This window comes from Halorubrum sp. JWXQ-INN 858 (assembly GCF_009806985.1).
Taxonomy (GTDB): Archaea; Halobacteriota; Halobacteria; order Halobacteriales; family Haloferacaceae; genus Halorubrum.
Genome location: NZ_WUAX01000008.1, coordinates 227,384 through 247,488 on the forward strand (window position 1 = coordinate 227,384; position 20,105 = coordinate 247,488).

A 20,105-nucleotide genomic window follows, 5' to 3' on the forward strand; every position below is an offset into this window, starting at 1 on the left:
CGATGAGCCTCGAGGACGGGCTCGGCGGTCGGTCGGTCGACGGGAACCTGCTCGGGGAGCTGTTCTACCCGGTGTTCCGGCTGCTGTTCGACCCCGACGGCGACTTCGTCGGCGACGTCGAGCGGAAGCTCGCAGAGGCGCGGATGCCGGACCCCGTCGAGATGTTCCTGTCGCGCTCGCTCGGGATCGGGCTGCTTGCCGGCGTGGCGCTGTGGATCGTCGGCACCCTGATCGGGTACGGCGTGTTCGTCCTCGGCGTGATCGATCCCGAGAGCCTCTCGCTGGGGGTCCCCGCGCCGAACCCGGCGACGGCGGCCCTGTTGCGGTCTCTCGTCGTCCCCGTCGCGGTGTTCATCAGCGGGCTCTTCTTCGGCTCGCTAGGCTTCTCGTTAGGGTTCGGGGGCCTGATCGCGGTCCCGTACTCCCGGGCGTCCACGCGGGAGCGCGAGATCAACATGCTGCTCGCCGACTCCGTCTCCTTCATGTACGCGCTGTCGGTCGGCGGCCTCAACCAGCTGGAGATCCTCCGCGCGATGGCGAACGCCGAGGACACCTACGGGGAGGTGTCAAAGGAGTTCCAGAGCATCATCAACGAGACGGAGTACTTCGGCACCGACTACCGGAACGCGATCCGCCAGCAGTCGATGGAGACGCCCTCCGAGGAGCTCTCACAGTTCCTCGCGGACATGCTGTCGATCGTCAACTCCGGTGGCGACATCGAGGGGTTCCTCGCCGACAAGAAGGAGAAACACCTCCGGACGTCGAAACAGGAGCAGGAGATGACCCTGGAGACGCTGGAGCTGTTCGGGGAGATGTACATGACGCTGTCGCTGTTCCCCCTGCTCCTCATCATCATCCTCGTCATCATGGGGATGATGGGCGAGTCCGACGACTTCCTGCTGTACGCCACGGTGTACGCGCTCATCCCCCTGACGGGGGTCGGCTTCCTCGTGTTGGTCTCGACGGTCAAACAGGACGAGCCGGGCGACGGCTACCTCGACCCGGAGGGCGGAAGCGCCCGCCTCGAGCAGTCGGGACGGGAGGGGCTCATCCACCTCGGGCTCGTCGAGGCGTTCGTCGGGGAGTTCCGCGTCTTCGACCGTGTCAAAGCGCGGGAGGGAACGTACAAGACGACACAGCTCCTCTCGGCCCCGCACCTGTTCTTGCGGGAGAACCCGGCCTACTCGCTGGCGATGACGGTGCCCGCGGCGCTGGTCCTCCTCGCCGTCGCGGTCAGGACCGGCAGCGCACCGCTGTCGCTCGACGGGTGGGTGTCACGCCCCGTCTGGGCGACGTTCATCTGGGTGTACGTCCCCCTCTACGTCACGCTACTCCCGCTCGCGGTGTTTCACGAGTGGAACGAGCGGTCGCGACGCGCCATCACCGGAAAACTCTCGGAGAACCTCCGGAAGCTCTCGTCGGCGAACGACACGGGACAGACGCTGTTGGAGTCGTTACAGACCGTCTCGGACACCTCCTCGGGGAAGCTCGCCGAGGAGTTCGACGTCATGCACGCGAAGGTGAACTACGGGATGAGCCTGCGGGCGGCGATGGTCGAGTTCAACAACAAGTACCGGGTGCCGCGGCTCGCCCGAACGGTGAAGCTCGTCTCGAAGGCACAGGAGGCGTCCTCGCAGATCACGGACGTGCTGACGACGGCGGCACAGGCGTCGGAGAACCAGGACGACATCGAGCGCGAGCGTCGTTCCCGCACGATGATGCAGGTAGCGATCATCATCATGACGTACGTCACGCTGCTCGGCGTGATGGCGATCCTCCAGACGCAGTTCATCGACGTGATGGCGGACCTGGTCGACCAGGGCGGGAACGGCGCGGCCGACGGTGCGGACGGGATGGACTTCGGCGGCGGCGTCGACCCCGCCGTGCTGTCGTTGCTGTTCTTCCACGCCGTCACGATCCAGGCGATCCTCTCGGGGTTCATCGCGGGATACCTCCGGAACGCCGACATCGTCTCCGGCGTCAAGTTCGCCGTGAGCCTCATGACGCTCTCGCTGGGGGTGTGGGTGTTCGTCGGATGACGCCCGGATCGCCTCCCGCGTTCCCGTCGGATCACCGCGCGCAGACACCGATAGACTTCGGCGTCGGCGCGGGCGTGTTCCTGATCACCCTCGCGTTCGTCATCGCGTTCGTGCCGACCCTGTTCGACCCGTTCGCGGCCGCCGAGAGCACGTCGCCGATCGTGAGCGACCGCGTCGCCGCCGGCTTCGCCGGCGACCTGCTCGCGGCGTCGACGAGCGAGCCGGGCGTCCTCTCGCCGGCGTGTACCGTCGCCTACTTCACGGCGGACGGGTCGCTCACGGAGCAGGCCGATTGCGGGTTCGATGCCAGCGAGGACCCGGACGAGCTGTTCGGGGTCGACCGCGAGGTACAGGTCGTCATCCACGAGCTCGATGAACGGTCACCGCGAAACAACCCGCTCGACCTCGAAACGGTCGAAACGCGCCACGGCACCTTCGAGGACGTCGTGTTCTCCCGATCGAGCGAGGATCCCGACGCGCCGGACCCCGACGACGTCACCGTCTCCGGCCGGGTCGTCTCGCTCGACGGCGACCAGTACCGACTGACCGTGAGGGTGTGGTGAGATGACGCCGTTCCACGCCCGCCGATCGGACGACCGCGCGCAGGCACACACCCTGGAGGCGTTCGTGGCGGCGATCCTCCTCGTCGCCGGGCTCACGTTCGCGCTGCAGGCGACCGCGGTGACGCCGCTGTCGGCGAGCACGTCGAACCAGCACATCGAGAACCAACAGCGTGCGGTCGCGACCGACCTCCTGGAGACGAGCGCGGCGAACGGCGACCTCCACGAGGCCGTGCTGTACTGGGACCCGGTTGACGGGCGGTTCGCCGGCGTCCCCGAGGGGTTCGACGAGCACGTCCACGGCGGGCCGCCGAACGCCTTCGGCGAGGCGCTCGACCGGACGTTCCTCGATCGACGGATCGCGTTCAACGTCTACGTCGACGCCCACCCGTCGACGTCGTCGCGGGGGGAGCCGATGGTCAACATGGGCCGGCCGAGCGACAACGCGGTGTCGGCGACGCGGACGGTGTCCGTGACCGACGACACGACCCTGACGGCACCGGGCTTCGAGGGAACGACGCTCGCGGACGTCGCGCCGGATCCGGACGGCGGGACGGCCGGGCCGGAGTTCTACGCGCCGGACGTCGACGACGGGCCGACGTACAACACCTTGGAGGTGCGAATCGTCGTATGGCGGATGTGAGCATTGGTCCCCCGGACGGGGACCGCTTCCGCGACGCCGACCGGGGACAGCTGCTGCTCGTTGCGGGGCTCGTCGTCGCGGTGTCGCTCGTCGTGTTGGTCGTCCTCCTGAACGCGACGATCTACACGGAGAACGTCGCGACGCGGGGCGTCGAGGCCGCCGACGGGGAGGCGCTGGAGGTCCGAGCCACCGGCGTCGAGGGCGTCGGCGGCCTCGTCGACGCGACGAACCGGGCAAAGCCGGGGACACACGGGGAGGCGGCGGGGACGGTCGAGGACGGGATCGAGGATCTCGACGAGCGGATCGCGGCGCGGTACGCCAAACGCGGTGGCGTGACACGGCTCGAGACCGATCCCGTGGGAACGACCGACGGCTGGTACCTCGATGCGAGCACGGACGACTGGATGGACGCAGGGGAGGAGGAGACGGAGGAAGGGGGAGAAGAAGAGGAGGCGGAGGAGACGGAGGAGGAAACCAGCGAGGAAGAGGAAACCAGCGAGGAGGAAGGAGGGGCGGAGACGGCCGCCGACGGGTACGCGTTCGCGACGGACGTGGAGCGTACCCGGGGATTCACCGTCACCGCGGACCTCGACTCCGAGACGGCGGCGCTCGCCGTGACCGACGCCGCCGGCGCGCGCGAGGAGGCGTTCGGCGTGGTGCTCGAGGATTCCGACCCCGAGGGAACGATGGCGCGCCACGAGGTCTACCTGTTCCGCCCCGACGACGGGAGCGACGACGTCGCCGTCGCGGTCGGCTCCGACGGGGGCCCCCTCGAGGTCCGCTGTCGGATCGCGGCCGGGACGGCGGGCCCGGACCCCGCGGCGGCCGTCGAGGTCGACCTGACCGGCGAACGGGTGACCGTCCGCGACGGTGACGGGCGAGCGATCGGGACGGCGCGTTGTCCGGGGCTCTGGCCCGCGGCCCTCGTTCCGACGACCGGCCCGGACGACGCGGACGGGCCGTACGACGTCCGGTTCGTCAACGGCGACGCCGCCGACGGCACCGCGACCGCGACGGCCAGGACCGCGTCGGCGACGTGGTACGACGAGGCCGACCACGCCACGCCGGGCGTGTACGACGCCACGGTCGACCTCCGGTACCGCACCGCCGACCTCGGGTTCGAGACGACGGTCCGGGTCGCCCCGGGTGAGCCCGATGCGTGAGCGGGACGGCGGCGACACGCGCGGTGGTACCGTCCGCGTCGACGACCGCGCCGTCAGCGTCACGGTCGGCTACGTCCTCACGCTCGCCATCGGCGCGGTGCTGCTCGCGGGGATCACGATCGGCATCGGCGGGGTGTTGGAGGGGCAGACGGACCGTGCGGTCCGGGGTGACCTTTCGGTCACCGGCCAGCAGGTCGTCGCGAACCTCGAGAGCGCGGACCGCCTCGCCCGCGCCGCGGAGGCCGGCCCGTCGGACCCGGACTTCACCGGTGACGGGACCGCGAGCGTCGCGGTCCACGTCGACCTCCCGAGACGGGTCGCCGGGTCGGCGTACACCGTCGAGGTGGACGGTGAGGCGGTCCGGCTGCGGACGGAGGCCCCGGACGTGACCGTGACGGTCCCGCACGCGGTCGGCGAGGTCGACGTCGCCGAATCGTCCGTCCGGGGCGGCCCGCTCCGGATCGAGTACGTCGCCGACGGTTCCGTGCCGGGGAACGGGACGCTCGAGGTGTCGGAACGATGAGTCGGGACGGCGGCGGCGTCCCGGCGTCGCGTCGGGACGCTGGTGCGCCCGGGAGAGCGGGTTCGGACGCGCGGGCCGTCAGCGACGTGGTCGGTTACGTGCTCGTCTTCGCGATCGTCACCGCGACGATCGGGACGGTGTTCGCGGTCGGGATGGTCGGCTTGGAGGAGCGGCAGTCGGTCGAGCGCGTCCAGAACGTCGAGCGGGCGTTCGACGTCCTCGACGACAACCTCCGTGACCTCCAGCGCTACGAGGACCCGAGCCGCGCGACGGAGATCCGTCTCGGCGGCGGGACGCTGTCGCTCGCGGACGAGACGACGGTGACGGTGGGCCAGGTCGGCGCGGACGGGGAGTGGGAGACGGACGCGGACGGCTCGGAGCTCGCGGTCGAACGACGGATCCACGCCGTCACGTACACGAGCGGCGACACCGAGATCGCCTACGAGATGGGCGCGTGGTTCCGGACCGACGGCGAGACGGCCCGGATGCGGTCGTCGCCGCGGTTCGTCGCGGCGGACGGCCGGACGACCCTCCCGATCGTCCGCACGCGTCCCGACGGGGATCGGACGGCGACGAGCGGCGACGGAACCGTGCAGGTGTCGGCAACTGCCGGACCGTCACCGCGGTACGCCTATCCCGCGTCGGGGACGGATCCCGAGGCGGTTCAGGTCCGGATCGAGTCCCCGCGGGCTGAGGCGTGGGCGCGGTACCTCGAGGACACCGACGGGTTCGTCGACGTCGACGTCGCGGACGGCGAGGTGGTCGCGACCGTCGAGGAGGACGAGACGGTGTACGTCCGCGTGATCGCGATCGACGTCGCGATCAGGCGCTGAGGTGCCGGATTTTCGCCGATCAGCCAATCAGTTAGCCAAGCAGCCAATCAGCCAATCAGTCAGTCAGTCAGTCGAACCCGACTTCGACGACGTTCTCGCTCACGTGGAGATAGGTGATCGGGTTCTGTCCGGGACCGCCGGTGATGGTGAGTTGGAAGTCGGCGAGCTCGGGGTCGTGTTGGACGTCGGCGGCCCCCCCGAGGTCGACCCCGCCGAAGACGAACGCGCCGCGGAGCGTCGGGTTCCCGCTGACCTCGAGGAAGGCGTTCGGCGCGTAGATGATCGCGTCGATCTCGGCGTTCCCGATCCCGTTCGTGTTCTCCGCGACGCCGCCGTTCACGTAGAACTGGGTCCGTTTGGCGTCGGTCGAGGTCGCGGTCGTTCCGATCCTGGGGTTGTTCAGCTCGAGGTCGCCGTCGATGTAGTAGCGCACCTCGTTATCCGTTTCGTCGGTTATCTGAAGGTTATGACCGCCGATGTCGAACGTGCCGTCGATCGCGACGACGACGTCCCCGTCGGTCGTGTCGAAGTCGACGTCACCGTCCAGCGTGACGTCGCCGTCCGCGTAGTAGGTACCGGCGGAACACGTCCCGCCGTCGAAGCAGTTCGAAACGTCGCCGTCACCGTCGGACTGCGCGATCGAGAGCTGGTTGGCGATCACCGTCGACGGGGACGGGTGTGACTGTCCGGTCTCGTAGTCGTCCTCGTGTAACGGGTCCTGGCCGCGGTAGTCGTACCCGCCGCCCCCGATCGAGAGCGGCTTGTCGACGGCCACCTCCTCGGGAACGACGAGGCGAGCGGTCACCGTCCGCGCGTCGTCGTCCTTGGTCACGTCGCCCTCGGCGCGCTGGCTGAAGAAGTCGTACCAGCCCTCGTAGTAGTCGCTCCGGACCTCGACGACGACGGTGCCGTCCTGCAGCGGGTTGTCGCCCGGGTCGAACACCGACGCCCCGACCTGCTTCTGTCGGACGGTCCCGCGTGCGGCGGGGGCCGAGCCGTCGCCCTCCAACCGCACGATCGGGAACGTGAGCGTGTCGCCGCGGTAGTGGTACTCCGGCGGGGAGACCATCCGGCCGCGGTCGCCGTCGGCCGTCCAGACGCCGCCGCCCTGCATGGCGACGGTCCGTCGATCGCCCTCGTACACGAGCGTCCCGAACGAGTCGTCGAAGACCGGGTCGACCTCGCCGCCCCGTTCGATCCACACCCGGACGTGGCCGGCGTCCTCCTCGAGCCGGAGGTCGCCGCCGTCGACCGAGCCGAGGTCGAATCGCTTGGTGTCCGTCTCGCCGAGCGCGACGAGGCTCGTCTGGGAGCTGAGTTGCGAGAGCGCGTTCTCGGCACCCGACGAACGCGCGTCGTCGGTGACCGCGCCGAGCGCGGCGCTACCGGCCACCACCGTCACCGTCACCGCGGCGATCGTGACCGCGAGCAGGAGCACCACGCCGACGGGGCTCGACACCGCGCGGTCCCCGTCGGTCGTCGACCCCCTATCCATGGTCGGGAGAGGCTCGCCGAGGGCATAACTCTCCCGGGTTTTATAAGCTAACTATCGGTCCTGAGAACGCGACCGGGGAAGGACCGCGTCGTCGCGCGCTTGCGCCGGTCGCCATCTTCAAACCCCCGCCCCGACTGTGCACCGGTATGGAAGCCGAGCGTGAGGTACTCGACGTGTTGGCGCGGAACGCTCGCGAGGACGTCGCCGACATCGCGGCACAGACCGGTCTGGACGCCGACGAGGTCGAGGCCGCGATCGCGGCGCTGGAGGCCGACGGCGTCGTTCACGGCTACCAGGCGGTCGTCGACTGGGACTCGGTCGACGAGGGGAAGATCCGCGCGCTCGTCGAGATCAACGTCGCGCTGGACCGCGAGACGGGCTACGACCAGGTCGCCGACCGGATCGCGAAGTTCCCCGCGGTCGACGCCCTCCACCTCGTCTCCGGCGACTACGACTTCGCCGTGGAGGTGCTCGGGGAGACGATGCAGGACGTCTCGCGGTTCATCTCCGAGCAGGTCGCCCCGATGCCCGAGGTCACCCAGACGGTGACCCACTACATCATGGAGACGTACAAGGACGGGGGGATCCGGTTCGAGGACGGCGACGACGACGACCGGCTCTCGGTCTCGCCATGAGGCTGTCCGAGCGCGCGACCGACCTCCCCGAGTCCGGGATCCGGAAGTTCTTCGAGCTCGCGGAGGCGCGCGACGACGTCATCTCGCTCGGGGTCGGCGAGCCCGACTTCTCCGCGCCGTGGGCCGCGCGGACCGCCGCCATCGATTCGCTGGAGCGGGGGAAGACCTCCTACACCTCGAACCGCGGGATGGAGCCGCTCCGGGAGGCGATCGCCGACCATCACGAGCGGTACGACCAGCCGTACGACCCGGCCGAGGAGGTGCTCGTGACGACGGGCGCGAGCGAGGCCGTCGACCTGGCGTTCCGCGCGCTGGTCGACCCCGGCGACGTCGTCGCCGTCCACGAGCCCACGTACATCTCGTACGCGCCGGGGATCGAGCTCGCGGGCGGCGAGCCCCTGCCGGTGCCGACCCACGCCGCGGACGACTTCGCGCTCACGCGCGAGGGGCTCGCGGCGGCGGGCGCGGACGCGGCCGACGTGCTCGTGCTGTGCTACCCGAACAACCCCACGGGCGCGACGATGACCGACGAGGAGCTCGCCGAGGTGGCGGCGTTCTGCCGCGAGCACGACCTCCGGGTGATCGCCGACGAGATCTACGCCGCGCTCACCTACGGCGGCGACCACGCGTCGATCGCGACGCAGCCGGGGATGCGCGAGCGGACCGTCGTCATCAACGGCTTCTCGAAGGCGTACGCGATGACCGGGCTCCGGCTCGGCTACGCGCTCGGCCCGGCCGACGCGGTCGACGCGATGAACCGGATCCACCAGTACACGATGCTGTCCGCCCCGACGACGGCCCAGTACGCCGCGTTGGAGGCGCTCGAACGCTGTGACGACGAAGTCCGGGAGATGGTCGGCGAGTACAACCGCCGTCGCCGGCTCGTCGTCTCGCGATTCAACGCGATGGGGCTCGACACGTTCGAGCCGACCGGCGCGTTCTACGCGTTCCCTCGCTGTGGCGGCGACGACGAGGCGTTCGCCGAGGCGCTCCTCGAAGAGCAGGGCGTCGCGGTCGTCCCGGGCTCCGTCTTCGGCGCGGGCGGCGAAGGGCACCTCCGCGTCTCCTACGCCACGTCCATGCGCGAACTGAAGGCAGCGACCGATCGGATCGCCGATTTCGTGGCGAACCGGTAGGGAGGCCGGACGGCCGTCGCGGAACGGTCAGCCCGCGGACCGGTCGGCCCGTGGAACGGTCCGGCTTCGCTCTCGCGTTCCGGGCCCACACGCTGGCGGGTTCTGGAACGTTCAACTCTCCGTGAATTCCCTCGCGTTTGGGAACGACTAACACGTGACTCGGGTACCGTTCGGTATGGAGTTCCAGCTCTCCGACGAACAACGGCAGCTTCGGGAGGAGGTTCGCCGGTTCGCCGACGAGGAGATCCGGCCGGTCGCAAGCGAGTACGACGTCGCCGAGGCGTACCCACACGAGGTGATGGAGGCGGCCGCGGAGATGGGGCTGTTGGCCCCGCACGTGCCGGTCGAGTACGGCGGCGTCGGCTACAGCGCCCTGGAGAACGCGATCCTCACCGAGGAGCTGTTCGCGGCCGACCCGGGGATCGGCCTGTGTGTGTCCAGCGCCGGCTTCGGCGCGGAGGCGATCATGGAGTTCGGCACCGACGAGCAGAAGGAGGCGATCCTCCCCGCGGTCACCGACGGCGACGCCGTCATGGGGTCCGCGATCAGCGAGCCCCAGGCGGGATCCGACGTCACCTCGGTGGCGACCCGCGCGGAGAAGGACGGCGACGAGTGGGTCATCAACGGATCGAAGATGTGGATCACGAACGGGACGGTCGCGGACTACTTCGTCGTCGTCTGCGAGACGGATCCCGAGATAGAGGACCGGTACTCGGGCTACTCACAGGTCCTCGTCGAGGCGGACCGCGACGGGCTGACCCGCGAGAAGATCACCGGCAAGCTCGGGATCCGCGCGAGCGACACCGCCGAGCTGGTGTTCGACGACGTGCGCGTCCCCGAGGAGAACCTGATCGGCCAGCGCGGGATGGGCTTTCTCCAGTTGATGCAGTTCTTCGACGAGACGCGCACCGCGGTGGCGGCACAGGGGGTTGGCATCGCGCGGGGTGCGGCCGAGCGCGCCCTCGACTACGCGGAGGAGCGCGAGCAGTTCGGCCGCCCGATCAGCGACTTCCAGGCGATCAAACACAAGCTCGCGGAGATGTACACGGACACGGAGGCCGCCCGGTGGCTCACCTACCGCTCCGCGTGGGCGGTCGACAACGAGTCGAGCGAGCTGACGGCGCTGGCGTCGATGGCCAAGGAGTTCGCCTCGCGAGTCGCCGTCGACGTCGCCGACGAGGCCGTCCAGGTCCACGGCGGGGCCGGCTTCGTCAACGACCACGACGTCGAGCGGTTCTACCGCGACGCGAAGATCACCCAGATCTACGAGGGGACGACTGAGATCCAGAAGAACATCATCGCCCGCGAGCTGCTCGGAGAGGGCTTTTAAGCGTCGACACCGCCGGCCGTCCGTCGAACCCCACGCCCTCGCCACCTTATACGTGAGTCGGCGCGCGCGATCCCGCCGGCGACCGAACGGGAGCCGGCGAGCGCGCGAAGTCGTCGGACTCCGTCCGATTGCTCGAAAATCTCCGATTATCGATTGAAAATATAGCATAATTATATACAACCCTAGCACGTCTATAGCGATATGGGCGAAAGGATGCAAGTCAACTTTCGAGTTGATGAAGAGCAGAAAGATGATTGGGAGAGATACATCGATCAGACGGGGAAATACAGTAGTCTCACGGGGTTGATTCGGACTGCTGTAGAAAAAGAGATCAACGACGATCAAACAGCAACCCCTACTGAATCACCTGCGATTTCAGCCGATCTCCAAGATCTACAAGACGACATCGATCGTATTCAGAAAGACGTTCGATGGCTTCGAGATCAGCGTCAACAGAGAGTGGACATTTCCGAACTTGCTCAGGAAGTGTACGATCATCTGGAGCCATTACCTAAACCAACAGCCGAGAACGAGGTTCCCAGTTCAGCAGAAATGGATCCCAAAGAGTACCGTCGTAAGGAGGCGGCCAGAACAGTGATCCTTCCTTCCGATAGTGGTAAAGCAGATGACTCTCGGATAAACTGGCAAACACCAGGACGAATAGCAGATCGAATTGATTCGACCGAATCGTATGTTCAAGACGCAATCGAGCATCTTCAGGATCAACTTCTGCCAATTGTTGAGGTAGAGGTGGATGGTCGATCTCACTTCTTCAAGGAGGAATGAGATGCACGAGAAAATGATTTCCTTTGTCGAGATCCTCCGGGGGATGGACAAAGCCTCTAGCACCGTCGATGAGTATGAGAAAGGTCTAAAACTCTATTCCTCATGGCTTGAGTCCCAAGATCTGGAACCAGCGGACGTGACAACTCGTGAGCTTCAACGGTATCTTGGTTGGCTCAAAGCTGAGAAGGGATATGCTCCTAAAACGATCCGACTGAAGTTTGTTGCTGTGAATCAGTTCCACCAAGACCTCGCCAGTACAGGTGATGGTGAGACGAATCCTGCTGAGGATGTCACCGTCACAGATTATGCTCCAAAACGAACTCGAAAAGAGGAATCAAGCAAGGAACGAAGACACTGGTTGAGCAAGGAAGACGTTGAGAAGCTAGTAAAGAACGTACCGAGTCCTCAGGTACGAAACCGCCTCATCGTTCTCTTTCAGTATTTCACAGGACTCCGGCGACAGGAGGTCTGCGATGTAAAAATCTCGGATCTCGATCGTGAGCAGCGCAAGGCACAGGTGAGAGGGAAGAATGGGAAAGTTCACACAGCAAAGTGGCAGCCGAAGCTCGACGGATTACTAACGGCTTGGCTGGATATGGGCCACAGAGATGCTTCCCCATACGCGCGTGAGAGTGATTTCCTCTTTGTCACTGAATCAGGCCCCCAATTGAGTGGAAGTCATCTCAATAATATTGTAAAACAGGCAGCAGAGAACGCAGGTATCCAAGAGGTTGTATACGTAAATGCGGGGGGATCCAATCAGTACAAGATCACTTCACACACGCTCCGTCACTCATTCGCTATGCATTGGTTAGAGAACGGAGGTTCACTCGAAGGACTCTCAAAAAACTTAGCACACTCTTCGGTCACTACTACGGAGATCTACGGGGAAATCCTCGAAGAACGCGCGAGCGAGGAATACGAACAATTCGCACCGGATGTCAATTTCTCATTCTGACTACATTTGGTATTTTTTGTAGTCATTATCCGCAATGAAATCCATCGCACCGAGCCACCAGTTCCAACTCTCCTTGAGTGGTCGATCCGCAGATCCCAGCTTTTCGGCTAAAAATGTCGCAGTCAACTCGTTATTAGAATCTTCCTCGAATTGTCCCGACTGATGTAACCGCATCGCCTGGGTGACTACTCTATCCAGAACGGCAGGATCGGGATTGAATCTCTTTTTCAAGTCATCCCGGAGTTCCTCTTCATTCATTTCTGGACCTCTTCGCTACTCCCTGCCGAGAATCGTTGTTCTCGTATTCTATCATCGGTATCAGCATGGAGCACATTCGGAGCAGCCTTAGTACTTGCTCTAACACACACTGTGTAACGCACTTTTTCAAAAGAACGTGTTAAAGTTGTAACATCTGTATAAGGATCGCTGGAAGGTACGAATCGATGAGCAGATGCCTGATGGAGAGCAAAGTGGGCCATTTGAAGAGCAACAATCAGATGAAGATATTCTAGCGTTTGTGCGAGAGAACGAGGTTGTAACAACAAGAGAGGTAGCGGATCACTTTGATTACCACCTTCAAACCGCTCGAAGGCGATTGAAATCGCTTGAGCGAGAAGAGGAAATCAATATGAAGGATGTCGGGAAGCGGTTCGTGTGGTGGGTCCCAAGGGATAGACTATAGGAACGTCACCCGCTTCGTTAGAAAGCCGCCTAGCGCCGTCTGTCCCGCCGTCTATATTCGTCAACGTGGTTGGAAGGTTCAATAGAATTGTCGCACAGCGGCCACACACGACGGCAGAAAGTCGGGGGGTGATTTCTACCCTCCTCTTATATACCCTGTACCTCGTGCTCAGGTGCGAGCCTATGTCACGTGGTCCTTTTGGCGGTCCTCGGCCGATGTTATCGATCGACTGTCTTCTGACGGTTAAAGAGTACACCGCAGTACCTTCTCCCACGATCTCGGGAGGGATGTCTGCGGATCGAACCGACGAGTTCCGACGAGCTGTAGAGGATCATCTTCCGGTTGATGCGTTTACCTTTGATCCGCACCCAATACAGCCGGATTTCTTTGGTGACGTGATGAGGGCGGAACTCGATACAGATCGGCTCCCACTGAATCAGTACCTGAAGTTTGTAGATGGTTATGCTCGACTATTGGGAGTCGAGGATCGGCGGATCATTAACACAGGAATAGATGCTCGAACGACAATCGAGAACCGTGTTCCTCGGCCGTTGGCTGATACTGATGTGCTAGTTGCTATTCTCATTGAGATGGGATATTCTGGAGAAATAATATCCGAGCAACAGCTCAACTCAATTGAAGAATCGTTATCTTGGGTAGCTGATCTGGTTGCGCAAGAAGACAGGATCCAGATCCAACATCACGGTGGTCCGAATGATTTAGTTAATGAACAGATATTAGGCCTTATTAATGCTATATCAAAGATTCTCACAGAGACTGATGATGTGATCATTAGTTGTAGTACCGCTGAAAACGTCTAAGCGATTCAAAACTCAGTCATCACCGAATAGATTCCGCAGTACCCCAATTGCGGTATCTCGAATAATACGACTTTCTTCTTCTTCTTTGTCCTCTACCTCTTCCTCATCGACGGAGTAATTAAACCCAAACCTACCGCTATCTAGCAACTCCTGAATATTTCCTTCAGTATCGCGTGCTCTGACGAAGCTTAAAAATGATAGAGCTACAAATCCTTTTATCATATCTACCTTCTTCAAATTATTATTTTTGTGGCCGACACTGAATATCGAATTATCTGCCTCTATTCCGGTCTCTTCTACCATTTCTACAATATCATCATCTGGCCAAGATGGGTTTGGCTCATGATCTCCAATTTCATCGAGTTTTACTTTTCTGACCTTCTCTCTATTTTTGTAGAACCATCTCATTTGTTCCAAATCAAATTCGTCATAGCGATCGTATTCATATCCTGTGTCAAAGTTTCTAAACATATGGTTTAGCGCATCGACATCAGAGACGCCCCTGCGGGAAGCAAATGCGTAATTGCCGTTATCTAATAGTAGGAAGCGCATTGAACGAGCGATAAATTGCTTTGCCTCTATTATGTCATCCTCATCATCAAATACGGAGACATCTCTCGGAACTTCTTTGACAAATCTAAAGTATACATAATCATCACCCACTCTAACATCTCTAGCACTTTTCCGGTTTCCAGACTCACCGACTGTTCCTAAATCTTCTAACTCTTGAGCTATTAGTTCCAGCTGAGGAAGAGATCGATCCGTAGCATCGACCTGACCGAACCGAAATCTTACGCGCGACATAGTGGTCAATTAGATAGACAGTTTAAAATTCTATCCCTACATAGATGTTAAAAGGATGGTGGATAGTACTTATGAGAAAGATCTGGTTCTGGCGGCTTCGATAACTATACTTGTTGGAGCCCTCTCCCATCTGGATTTATTAACAATAACGCCTATCTCACCTGCGTTAGCTGCGGGTATTTTCACTGTCATTGTAGGCACAATGGGAACATTGTTTTCGATAATATCACTATACGGTGAGGTTATTGCTGCCGCAAAAGAGAAGAGCGAAACAGGTGGGGCTGAATCTCAAGGTGATAACGAAGGATCAGCGAGTGAAGACGCAACCGAGAACAAGAAAAACTTCTTGCGGCATCTAAAAAGAACCTTCTCAGTGCCTGTAAAAATAGCCGTATCTGGATTTATAATCGCAGTTTTATCGAATATTTATAAAGTTAACATCCCTACTGATGTTTCTGTTCTGTTTACGATCAATGAATGGTTCTCACTCATGATGACCTTCTTGTTGATGTATGCTATCCTTTCATTTTGGGAGGCCTTTTCCTTCGTACTCCGGACTGTGCTTCTAATGGAATCGAGCAGCGAGTAGCAATCCGTAGAACTGGAGACAGTATGATGATAATTTACTACTCTAATAGTAAGTTTAATACTGGTACAACTCTTGTGGGGAACGATGTCAACCGCATGCTATGTCCGGGTTTCCACTGAGGAGCAGAACCTAGAGAGACAACTTCAGAGTGTTCAATCATATTCGGAGGATAAACTGGATACAGTGCTTAGTGATCTCCAAATATTCCGAGACAAATCAACTGGTACAGATACTTCTCGTTCAGGATACCGTGATATGATGGAAACACTGGAAAAGGAGGATATTGAGCACATTGTAGTCCATGAAATATCTAGGCTAGCACGTTCACTCCAAGACCTCGAACGAACCGTTTCAAGAATCACTGATAATGGGGCAGCGATCCATTTCGTTCGAGATGGTCTTTCCTTTGGGGATGAAAAGGAACGACCGATGCATCGTCTCCAGATGCAGATGCTCGGAGCTTTCGCTGAGTGGCAGGCTCGAGTGAAGCAAATGAATACGAAGGAAGGAATCGCAGCTCGACAAGACGAGGATGACTACCACCATGGTAGACCTCCGCTGGGATTTGAGAAGGATGGTGGGCGGTTGATTGAAGGATCGAACTACGACCGAGTCTGTGCTGTGCTAGATATGGTACAGAAGGAAGATCTGTCAAAGCGGAAAGCAGCCATGAAATTGGATACCTCTAGAACAACTGTTACGCGTGCTCTAGAGCGGAATCAGCTATATGGGCTCTAATATATCGTGTCGAGATATCATCTCATTTACAGCTAAAATAGCGTTATAATCAATCCAGCAAATGATGTCAGGCCATCCAATTCTTCCTCAAACCGCAGCTTCCGCTCTTCCCAGTCTAGCCTGTCGAAATCGTCACTGTCCAATGTGTGGTATATCCTCCGTAGTACTTCCCCAGCTTTCTCTGGGTCGTCCATATTACTCAATTTGAACATCACAAAGTCGTCTACAGCACTATCTGGGGTTGTATCAAGGACTACCCAAGCAGGGTTGTAGGCGTACTGTTCAAGGTTTAGATTTTCATAGATTAGCTCTTTGGCGTCACCTTCTGGTCTAATATAATTCACACCATCCGGGAACGAGTCTGGATTCTTGGGTTGGATAATCCGATCTACCTCCGCTGTGTATGCGGTAGAAAATTCTCGGATCTCAACGATGTGGTAGTCGTATAGCTCGGATATCGGTAACTGTTCATTTCCATCTCGTCTTGAGTTGTCTCATTTGTTGAAATATAGAACAGCATGCCTGTATGATAGCTAGCAATTCACTTATTATTGACTCCGACAAACCAAAATACAGTATATACGATCCTATTCGGCTGAATCTTAGAATATCCCTCTAATCGTAGTTTCAACAGCTCCCTATTATATGACCAGCACATCACCGATGACAGTATGAGTAATGCTAAGATCGGAGAACAGCTTGTTGGGGCGTTTCACAAGTTGATTAACGAGTGTGAGGTAGTCAGCTATAACCAATTTTCTGAAAGGGCAGGAGATCAAATGGAAGTTGACGTACTTGCTATTAAAACCAATGAGGGTCATCAGCAAGTCTACGTTTGTGAAGTAGTAACTCATCTAGATGGAATAAACTACGGCGGTTCCCCCTCAGATGACTATTGGAATGAGTTTGGAAGTACGGCTTACCAAGGTACTTTAGATACAATATATCAGAAATTCATCGTCGATCACGACTATGTGACTCGCGTTTTCGATAATGCTGATGAGTACCAATTCCAGCTTTGGTCACCGTATGTCGCTGAGGGTTACCTAACCTCTGGACTCGATCAGTTGGTTGAGCGATTCGAACAAGAATACGGAGAAGAAATTGATCTGAAAATCAATGGAACATACACTGAAGATATTGAGAAGCTGCGATCCCGCGCAGGCCAAGAAACAAAACAGCGTGGAGAATCAGCATATCGCCTTCTCCAAATTTTAGAGCATATGCGACGTTGAGCATTCTACCCTACGAAATAACGCTAAACGTTTCGTACCGGGTTTCCCCCTATATAAAGAAGGTAACTTACGTACGGCCTATACGATAACGGTCGTTTTCGTTCGCTTTGGCCGACCCAGACTAAATTGCGAGTACTGAAGATGTGGAAGGTGCAGCAGATCGTCTCCGCGACCGGCTCCGTCAGTTTGAGTAAGTTCGTGACTCTGCCGGAACGCTTAACAGAGTTTCATCAATACCATATCCTATGTCAGTTACGGGAGATTCTAATGGTGAGCTTGAGAAGAAGCTCTGGGAAACTGCTGAAAAGCTGAGAGGGCCTGTTGATCCTTCTGAGTACAAGGATTTCGCACTCGGGCTTCTGTTCCTAAAGAGTATGTCTGACTCTTTTGAGGCCCGTAGGAAAGAGCTTGAAGAGAGGACCCGTGACGAGGACTCCCGCTACTATACTGAAGACGAGAAGGAACGAGAATATATTCTGACTGACAAGGATGAGTACAAGCGCGAGAACGTATTCTACCTCCCTGAGGAGACCCGCTGGCAGTACTTTGTCGACAATGCGACTGACCCTCAGATCGGAAAGAAAATTGACGATGCGATGCGTGACATAGAAGATGAGAACCCGCGGCTCAAAGGAATTCTACCGAAAGGATACTCCCGTTCCTCGCTGTCGGATAACTCATCTGATGCACTTGAAGGCCTGATCAACCTCTTTGCTGACCTGGAAATGGAAGCAGGCAACGGAGATGGAGATGAGGACATCTTCGGCCGTATCTACGAATACTTCATCAAGCAGTTCGCGATGGAAGGAGGCCAGAAAGGAGGAGAATTCTACACACCAAAAAGCGTCGTCGAACTAATGGTCGAAATCCTAGAGCCGTACGAAGGCCGCATCTTCGACCCATTCAGCGGCTCAGGCGGAATGTTCGTACAAAGCCAGAAATTCATCGAGAGTCACGGAGGCGATACTGACAAAATCTCGATCTATGGCCAGGAGATCAAGGAGAGCACCCTCCAAATTTCCAAGATGAACCTCTACCTCCGGGGGCTGGACGGTAATATCAAGCAGGGTGATAGTATCCTCAATGATCAACACAAAGGCCTCGAAGCAGATTTTATTATTACAAATCCTCCGTTCAATATGAAAGAATGGGGGAAAGACTCGATCGCAGATGATGACCCGCGTTTTAACTATGGAGTACCCCCAGCAACTAAGCAAGGTGGAAATTATGCGTTCATCCAGCATATGATTAGCCATCTTGATGATAGCGGAATGGCTGCGACGGTTATGGCAAATGGGGCGATGTCTGTCCAGGGTAAAGAGGGAGAAATTAGGCAGAATATCATTGAAGACGATCTGTTTGACGCTGTTATCGCGCTCCCCAAGGAATTGTTCTTTACCACAGGGATACCAGCGTGTATTTTTATTTTGAGTAAAGGCAAAGATTCAGATAAATACCGTGATAGAGGCGATGAAACGCTATTTATCGATGCCAAGGAACAATATGAGAGCATTAATCGGTCGCAAAATATTCTCACTGAACAGCATATTTCTAAAATTGTTGAAAAGGTTAGAGCATACCGAGGAGAGGATAAAGCAGCCGAATACGAGGATGAGGTTGGATTCTGTAAGATAGCTAAGACTGAAGACATCGCAAATAATCGGTATATCATCACACCTGGCAGATACGTTGGAGTAAAAGAACAGGAAGGTGATGATGTGCCTTTTGAAGCTAAGATGGAAAAATTATCTGCGGATCTCAGAGAGAACTTCCAGAAATCAAACGAACTTCAGGAACAGATTGAGGATAACCTAGAGGTGCTAGGATTTTGAACCCGGAACAACAATCCTTAGATGATCTGTCTGGGGAATCAGAATTTCATTCCCAGGAGAATGTTAAATTAGAGGACGTTTGTGAATTTATGATGAGAGGTAAACATCCAGATTATGTGGATTCCAGCAATATTCGTGTTCTAAACCAAAAAGCTTTAAGATGGGATGAAATAAACGAAGAGCACCTAAAATTCCATAATCCCAACACAGATATGTTTAAAAATAGGTTTTTATCAAAGGGAGATATTGTAATTAATTCTACTGGTGTCGGTACCCTGGGCAGAGTGTATCTCTTTAGAGAAGACCCAGAAAAAATCTTTGCAGACTCACACATAACGATACTACGAACAAATGAAAATGTAATAATTCCGGAGTATCTATATTATCTCCTTAGATCCCCCCATTATCAAGATGAAATTCAAAATATCGCTGTGGGAAGTACTGGGCAAATAGAACTTAATAAGAGAGCGCTAGCCAAATTAGAAATCTCATTCCCTCCGGTAGAGATTCAGAAACGAATAATTGACTATTTAGGTCCCATAGATGAGAAAATGGGTATAAATAAGAAAATAAATACAAATCTGGGAGAAATTGTTCAACATCAATTCAAACGTAGATTTGTAGATTATGAGCCATATGATGTGTTCAAAGACTCTGAAAAAGGCAAAATTCCTTCTGATTTTCGCGTTGGAAAGTTGCCTGAATTAATGGAAATAGTTCTTGGAGGAACGCCTAAGTCAGATGTTGAAGAATACTATGGTGGAGATATTCTATGGGCGAAAGCAAAAGACGTATCACAGGAAAAAGACCCATTCGTTTCATCTACAGAAAAAGCAATAACTGAAAAGGGATTAAGTGAAAGCTCAGCAGAACTAATTCCAGAAGGGACTACAATAATTACAGCTAGAGGAACTGTGGGAGAAATAGCATTAACGCCAGTTGAGATGACAACTAATCAGACCTGCTATGGATTAGTACCACAGAATAGAAAAGATAAATACTTCTTATACTTCCTTGTCGAATCTCATATAAGAAGGCTACGTAGCCGTACGCATGGTACTGTATTTGATACAATAAACATGAATACACTACGAGAACAAGAAGTTGTAATACCTCCCGAAGAAGAACGGTTCGAATTCAATAGTAATGTGGAGCCAACGTTGGAACTAATTAAACAAAATCAGGAAGAGAGTAAATCACTCCGGCAGCTTAGGGATACACTTCTTCCTAAGTTGATGTCGGGTGAAATAAGAGTGGATGATATTAAGTTGGATGAGTTAGAGGTTGATAGTAAGGTCTAATT

22 protein-coding genes are annotated in these 20,105 nt (G+C 57.5%); 18 read left to right on the top strand and 4 right to left on the bottom strand.

Annotation, left to right across the window (positions count from 1 at the left end):
* Nucleotides 1-2: 2 nt before the first annotated feature.
* Genes GRS48_RS06460 through GRS48_RS06485 form a run of 6 tightly spaced genes read left to right on the top strand, consistent with a single transcriptional unit; the run spans nucleotide 3 to nucleotide 5,761 of the window.
* Nucleotides 3-2,039, top strand: coding sequence for a type II secretion system F family protein (locus tag GRS48_RS06460; RefSeq protein WP_159484718.1), 2,037 nt, complete (start codon nucleotides 3-5; stop codon nucleotides 2,037-2,039).
* On the top strand, nucleotides 2,036-2,602 hold the full coding sequence (locus GRS48_RS06465) for a hypothetical protein (protein ID WP_159484720.1): 567 nt from the start codon (nucleotides 2,036-2,038) through the stop codon (nucleotides 2,600-2,602). The genes GRS48_RS06460 and GRS48_RS06465 overlap by 4 nt, the downstream gene beginning before the upstream one ends.
* A 1-nt stretch (nucleotide 2,603) precedes the next feature.
* Nucleotides 2,604-3,242 (top strand): hypothetical protein, encoded by a 639-nt coding sequence (locus GRS48_RS06470; RefSeq protein WP_159484722.1) that lies wholly within the window; start codon nucleotides 2,604-2,606, stop codon nucleotides 3,240-3,242.
* On the top strand, nucleotides 3,230-4,405 hold the full coding sequence (locus tag GRS48_RS06475; RefSeq protein ID WP_159484724.1) for a hypothetical protein: 1,176 nt from the start codon (nucleotides 3,230-3,232) through the stop codon (nucleotides 4,403-4,405). Before GRS48_RS06470 ends, GRS48_RS06475 begins: the two co-directional genes overlap by 13 nt.
* A complete protein-coding gene (locus GRS48_RS06480; protein ID WP_159484726.1) occupies nucleotides 4,398-4,928 on the top strand; it encodes a hypothetical protein in 531 nt (176 codons plus the stop codon). Before GRS48_RS06475 ends, GRS48_RS06480 begins: the two co-directional genes overlap by 8 nt.
* Nucleotides 4,925-5,761: a hypothetical protein gene (locus tag GRS48_RS06485; RefSeq protein WP_159484728.1), complete on the top strand. Its 837-nt coding sequence runs from the start codon at nucleotides 4,925-4,927 to the stop codon at nucleotides 5,759-5,761. The genes GRS48_RS06480 and GRS48_RS06485 overlap by 4 nt, the downstream gene beginning before the upstream one ends.
* Nucleotides 5,762-5,828: 67 nt before the next feature.
* On the opposite strand, the gene GRS48_RS06490 is transcribed toward GRS48_RS06485, so the two are convergent.
* Nucleotides 5,829-7,256, bottom strand: a complete 1,428-nt coding sequence (locus tag GRS48_RS06490; RefSeq protein WP_159484730.1) for an archaellin/type IV pilin N-terminal domain-containing protein — start codon at nucleotides 7,254-7,256, stop codon at nucleotides 5,829-5,831.
* Nucleotides 7,257-7,402: 146 nt separating this feature from the next.
* Between GRS48_RS06490 and GRS48_RS06495 the strand changes: the two genes are divergently transcribed.
* The 5 genes from GRS48_RS06495 to GRS48_RS06515 all read left to right on the top strand — a co-directional run bounded on the left by GRS48_RS06495 (nucleotide 7,403) and on the right by GRS48_RS06515 (nucleotide 12,101).
* On the top strand, nucleotides 7,403-7,891 hold the full coding sequence (locus tag GRS48_RS06495) for an Lrp/AsnC family transcriptional regulator (protein WP_159484732.1): 489 nt from the start codon (nucleotides 7,403-7,405) through the stop codon (nucleotides 7,889-7,891).
* Entirely contained in the window at nucleotides 7,888-9,027 is a 1,140-nt protein-coding gene (locus tag GRS48_RS06500; RefSeq protein WP_159484734.1) for a pyridoxal phosphate-dependent aminotransferase, read from the top strand. Before GRS48_RS06495 ends, GRS48_RS06500 begins: the two co-directional genes overlap by 4 nt.
* Before the next feature lie 175 nt (nucleotides 9,028-9,202).
* Entirely contained in the window at nucleotides 9,203-10,357 is a 1,155-nt protein-coding gene (locus GRS48_RS06505; protein WP_159484736.1) for an acyl-CoA dehydrogenase family protein, read from the top strand.
* Nucleotides 10,358-10,558: 201 nt separating this feature from the next.
* Nucleotides 10,559-11,143: a hypothetical protein gene (locus GRS48_RS06510; RefSeq protein WP_159484738.1), complete on the top strand. Its 585-nt coding sequence runs from the start codon at nucleotides 10,559-10,561 to the stop codon at nucleotides 11,141-11,143.
* A 1-nt stretch (nucleotide 11,144) separates the two neighbouring features.
* Nucleotides 11,145-12,101, top strand: coding sequence for a tyrosine-type recombinase/integrase (locus GRS48_RS06515; RefSeq protein WP_159484740.1), 957 nt, complete (start codon nucleotides 11,145-11,147; stop codon nucleotides 12,099-12,101).
* Here the strand turns inward: GRS48_RS06515 and GRS48_RS06520 are convergent, their stop codons facing one another.
* Entirely contained in the window at nucleotides 12,102-12,359 is a 258-nt protein-coding gene (locus GRS48_RS06520; protein WP_159484742.1) for a hypothetical protein, read from the bottom strand.
* Between the two features lie 193 nt (nucleotides 12,360-12,552).
* Here GRS48_RS06520 and GRS48_RS15420 point away from each other — a divergent pair, with 193 nt between their 5' ends.
* Both GRS48_RS15420 and GRS48_RS06530 read left to right on the top strand, forming a co-directional pair.
* A complete protein-coding gene (locus tag GRS48_RS15420; RefSeq protein ID WP_159484744.1) occupies nucleotides 12,553-12,783 on the top strand; it encodes a FaeA/PapI family transcriptional regulator in 231 nt (76 codons plus the stop codon).
* Between the two features lie 215 nt (nucleotides 12,784-12,998).
* Entirely contained in the window at nucleotides 12,999-13,604 is a 606-nt protein-coding gene (locus tag GRS48_RS06530) for a hypothetical protein (RefSeq protein ID WP_159484746.1), read from the top strand.
* Between the two features lie 12 nt (nucleotides 13,605-13,616).
* Here GRS48_RS06530 and GRS48_RS06535 read toward each other — a convergent pair whose 3' ends face one another.
* On the bottom strand, nucleotides 13,617-14,408 hold the full coding sequence (locus GRS48_RS06535; protein WP_159484748.1) for a hypothetical protein: 792 nt from the start codon (nucleotides 14,406-14,408) through the stop codon (nucleotides 13,617-13,619).
* Nucleotides 14,409-14,463: 55 nt separating this feature from the next.
* Between GRS48_RS06535 and GRS48_RS06540 the strand changes: the two genes are divergently transcribed.
* Nucleotides 14,464-14,997, top strand: a complete 534-nt coding sequence (locus GRS48_RS06540; protein ID WP_159484750.1) for a hypothetical protein — start codon at nucleotides 14,464-14,466, stop codon at nucleotides 14,995-14,997.
* Nucleotides 14,998-15,081: 84 nt separating this feature from the next.
* On the top strand, nucleotides 15,082-15,735 hold the full coding sequence (locus GRS48_RS06545; protein ID WP_159484752.1) for a recombinase family protein: 654 nt from the start codon (nucleotides 15,082-15,084) through the stop codon (nucleotides 15,733-15,735).
* Nucleotides 15,736-15,767: 32 nt separating this feature from the next.
* Here GRS48_RS06545 and GRS48_RS06550 read toward each other — a convergent pair whose 3' ends face one another.
* The gene (locus GRS48_RS06550; RefSeq protein WP_159484754.1) at nucleotides 15,768-16,079 is read right to left on the bottom strand and encodes a hypothetical protein; all 312 of its coding nucleotides are present in this window, start codon (nucleotides 16,077-16,079) and stop codon (nucleotides 15,768-15,770) included.
* Between the two features lie 327 nt (nucleotides 16,080-16,406).
* Between GRS48_RS06550 and GRS48_RS06555 the strand changes: the two genes are divergently transcribed.
* The 3 genes from GRS48_RS06555 to GRS48_RS06565 all read left to right on the top strand — a co-directional run bounded on the left by GRS48_RS06555 (nucleotide 16,407) and on the right by GRS48_RS06565 (nucleotide 20,103).
* Nucleotides 16,407-16,970, top strand: a complete 564-nt coding sequence (locus tag GRS48_RS06555) for a hypothetical protein (RefSeq protein WP_159484756.1) — start codon at nucleotides 16,407-16,409, stop codon at nucleotides 16,968-16,970.
* Nucleotides 16,971-17,215: 245 nt separating this feature from the next.
* On the top strand, nucleotides 17,216-18,802 hold the full coding sequence (locus GRS48_RS06560; protein ID WP_159484758.1) for a class I SAM-dependent DNA methyltransferase: 1,587 nt from the start codon (nucleotides 17,216-17,218) through the stop codon (nucleotides 18,800-18,802).
* A complete protein-coding gene (locus tag GRS48_RS06565; protein WP_159484760.1) occupies nucleotides 18,799-20,103 on the top strand; it encodes a restriction endonuclease subunit S in 1,305 nt (434 codons plus the stop codon). The genes GRS48_RS06560 and GRS48_RS06565 overlap by 4 nt, the downstream gene beginning before the upstream one ends.
* Nucleotides 20,104-20,105: the final 2 nt, after the last annotated feature.

What these genes read in the sequence shown, in the direction of transcription:
- GRS48_RS06460 (WP_159484718.1), top strand. Translation starts at nt 3, where the DNA reads ATGAGCCTCGAGGACGGGCTCGGCGGTCGGTCGGTCGACGGGAACCTG.
- GRS48_RS06465 (WP_159484720.1), top strand. Translation starts at nt 2,036, where the DNA reads ATGACGCCCGGATCGCCTCCCGCGTTCCCGTCGGATCACCGCGCGCAG.
- GRS48_RS06470 (WP_159484722.1), top strand. Translation starts at nt 2,604, where the DNA reads ATGACGCCGTTCCACGCCCGCCGATCGGACGACCGCGCGCAGGCACAC.
- GRS48_RS06475 (WP_159484724.1), top strand. Translation starts at nt 3,230, where the DNA reads ATGGCGGATGTGAGCATTGGTCCCCCGGACGGGGACCGCTTCCGCGAC.
- GRS48_RS06480 (WP_159484726.1), top strand. Translation starts at nt 4,398, where the DNA reads ATGCGTGAGCGGGACGGCGGCGACACGCGCGGTGGTACCGTCCGCGTC.
- GRS48_RS06485 (WP_159484728.1), top strand. Translation starts at nt 4,925, where the DNA reads ATGAGTCGGGACGGCGGCGGCGTCCCGGCGTCGCGTCGGGACGCTGGT.
- GRS48_RS06490 (WP_159484730.1), bottom strand. Translation starts at nt 7,256, where the DNA reads ATGGATAGGGGGTCGACGACCGACGGGGACCGCGCGGTGTCGAGCCCC.
- GRS48_RS06495 (WP_159484732.1), top strand. Translation starts at nt 7,403, where the DNA reads ATGGAAGCCGAGCGTGAGGTACTCGACGTGTTGGCGCGGAACGCTCGC.
- GRS48_RS06500 (WP_159484734.1), top strand. Translation starts at nt 7,888, where the DNA reads ATGAGGCTGTCCGAGCGCGCGACCGACCTCCCCGAGTCCGGGATCCGG.
- GRS48_RS06505 (WP_159484736.1), top strand. Translation starts at nt 9,203, where the DNA reads ATGGAGTTCCAGCTCTCCGACGAACAACGGCAGCTTCGGGAGGAGGTT.
- GRS48_RS06510 (WP_159484738.1), top strand. Translation starts at nt 10,559, where the DNA reads ATGGGCGAAAGGATGCAAGTCAACTTTCGAGTTGATGAAGAGCAGAAA.
- GRS48_RS06515 (WP_159484740.1), top strand. Translation starts at nt 11,145, where the DNA reads ATGCACGAGAAAATGATTTCCTTTGTCGAGATCCTCCGGGGGATGGAC.
- GRS48_RS06520 (WP_159484742.1), bottom strand. Translation starts at nt 12,359, where the DNA reads ATGAATGAAGAGGAACTCCGGGATGACTTGAAAAAGAGATTCAATCCC.
- GRS48_RS15420 (WP_159484744.1), top strand. Translation starts at nt 12,553, where the DNA reads ATGCCTGATGGAGAGCAAAGTGGGCCATTTGAAGAGCAACAATCAGAT.
- GRS48_RS06530 (WP_159484746.1), top strand. Translation starts at nt 12,999, where the DNA reads ATGTTATCGATCGACTGTCTTCTGACGGTTAAAGAGTACACCGCAGTA.
- GRS48_RS06535 (WP_159484748.1), bottom strand. Translation starts at nt 14,408, where the DNA reads ATGTCGCGCGTAAGATTTCGGTTCGGTCAGGTCGATGCTACGGATCGA.
- GRS48_RS06540 (WP_159484750.1), top strand. Translation starts at nt 14,464, where the DNA reads ATGGTGGATAGTACTTATGAGAAAGATCTGGTTCTGGCGGCTTCGATA.
- GRS48_RS06545 (WP_159484752.1), top strand. Translation starts at nt 15,082, where the DNA reads ATGTCAACCGCATGCTATGTCCGGGTTTCCACTGAGGAGCAGAACCTA.
- GRS48_RS06555 (WP_159484756.1), top strand. Translation starts at nt 16,407, where the DNA reads ATGAGTAATGCTAAGATCGGAGAACAGCTTGTTGGGGCGTTTCACAAG.
- GRS48_RS06560 (WP_159484758.1), top strand. Translation starts at nt 17,216, where the DNA reads ATGTCAGTTACGGGAGATTCTAATGGTGAGCTTGAGAAGAAGCTCTGG.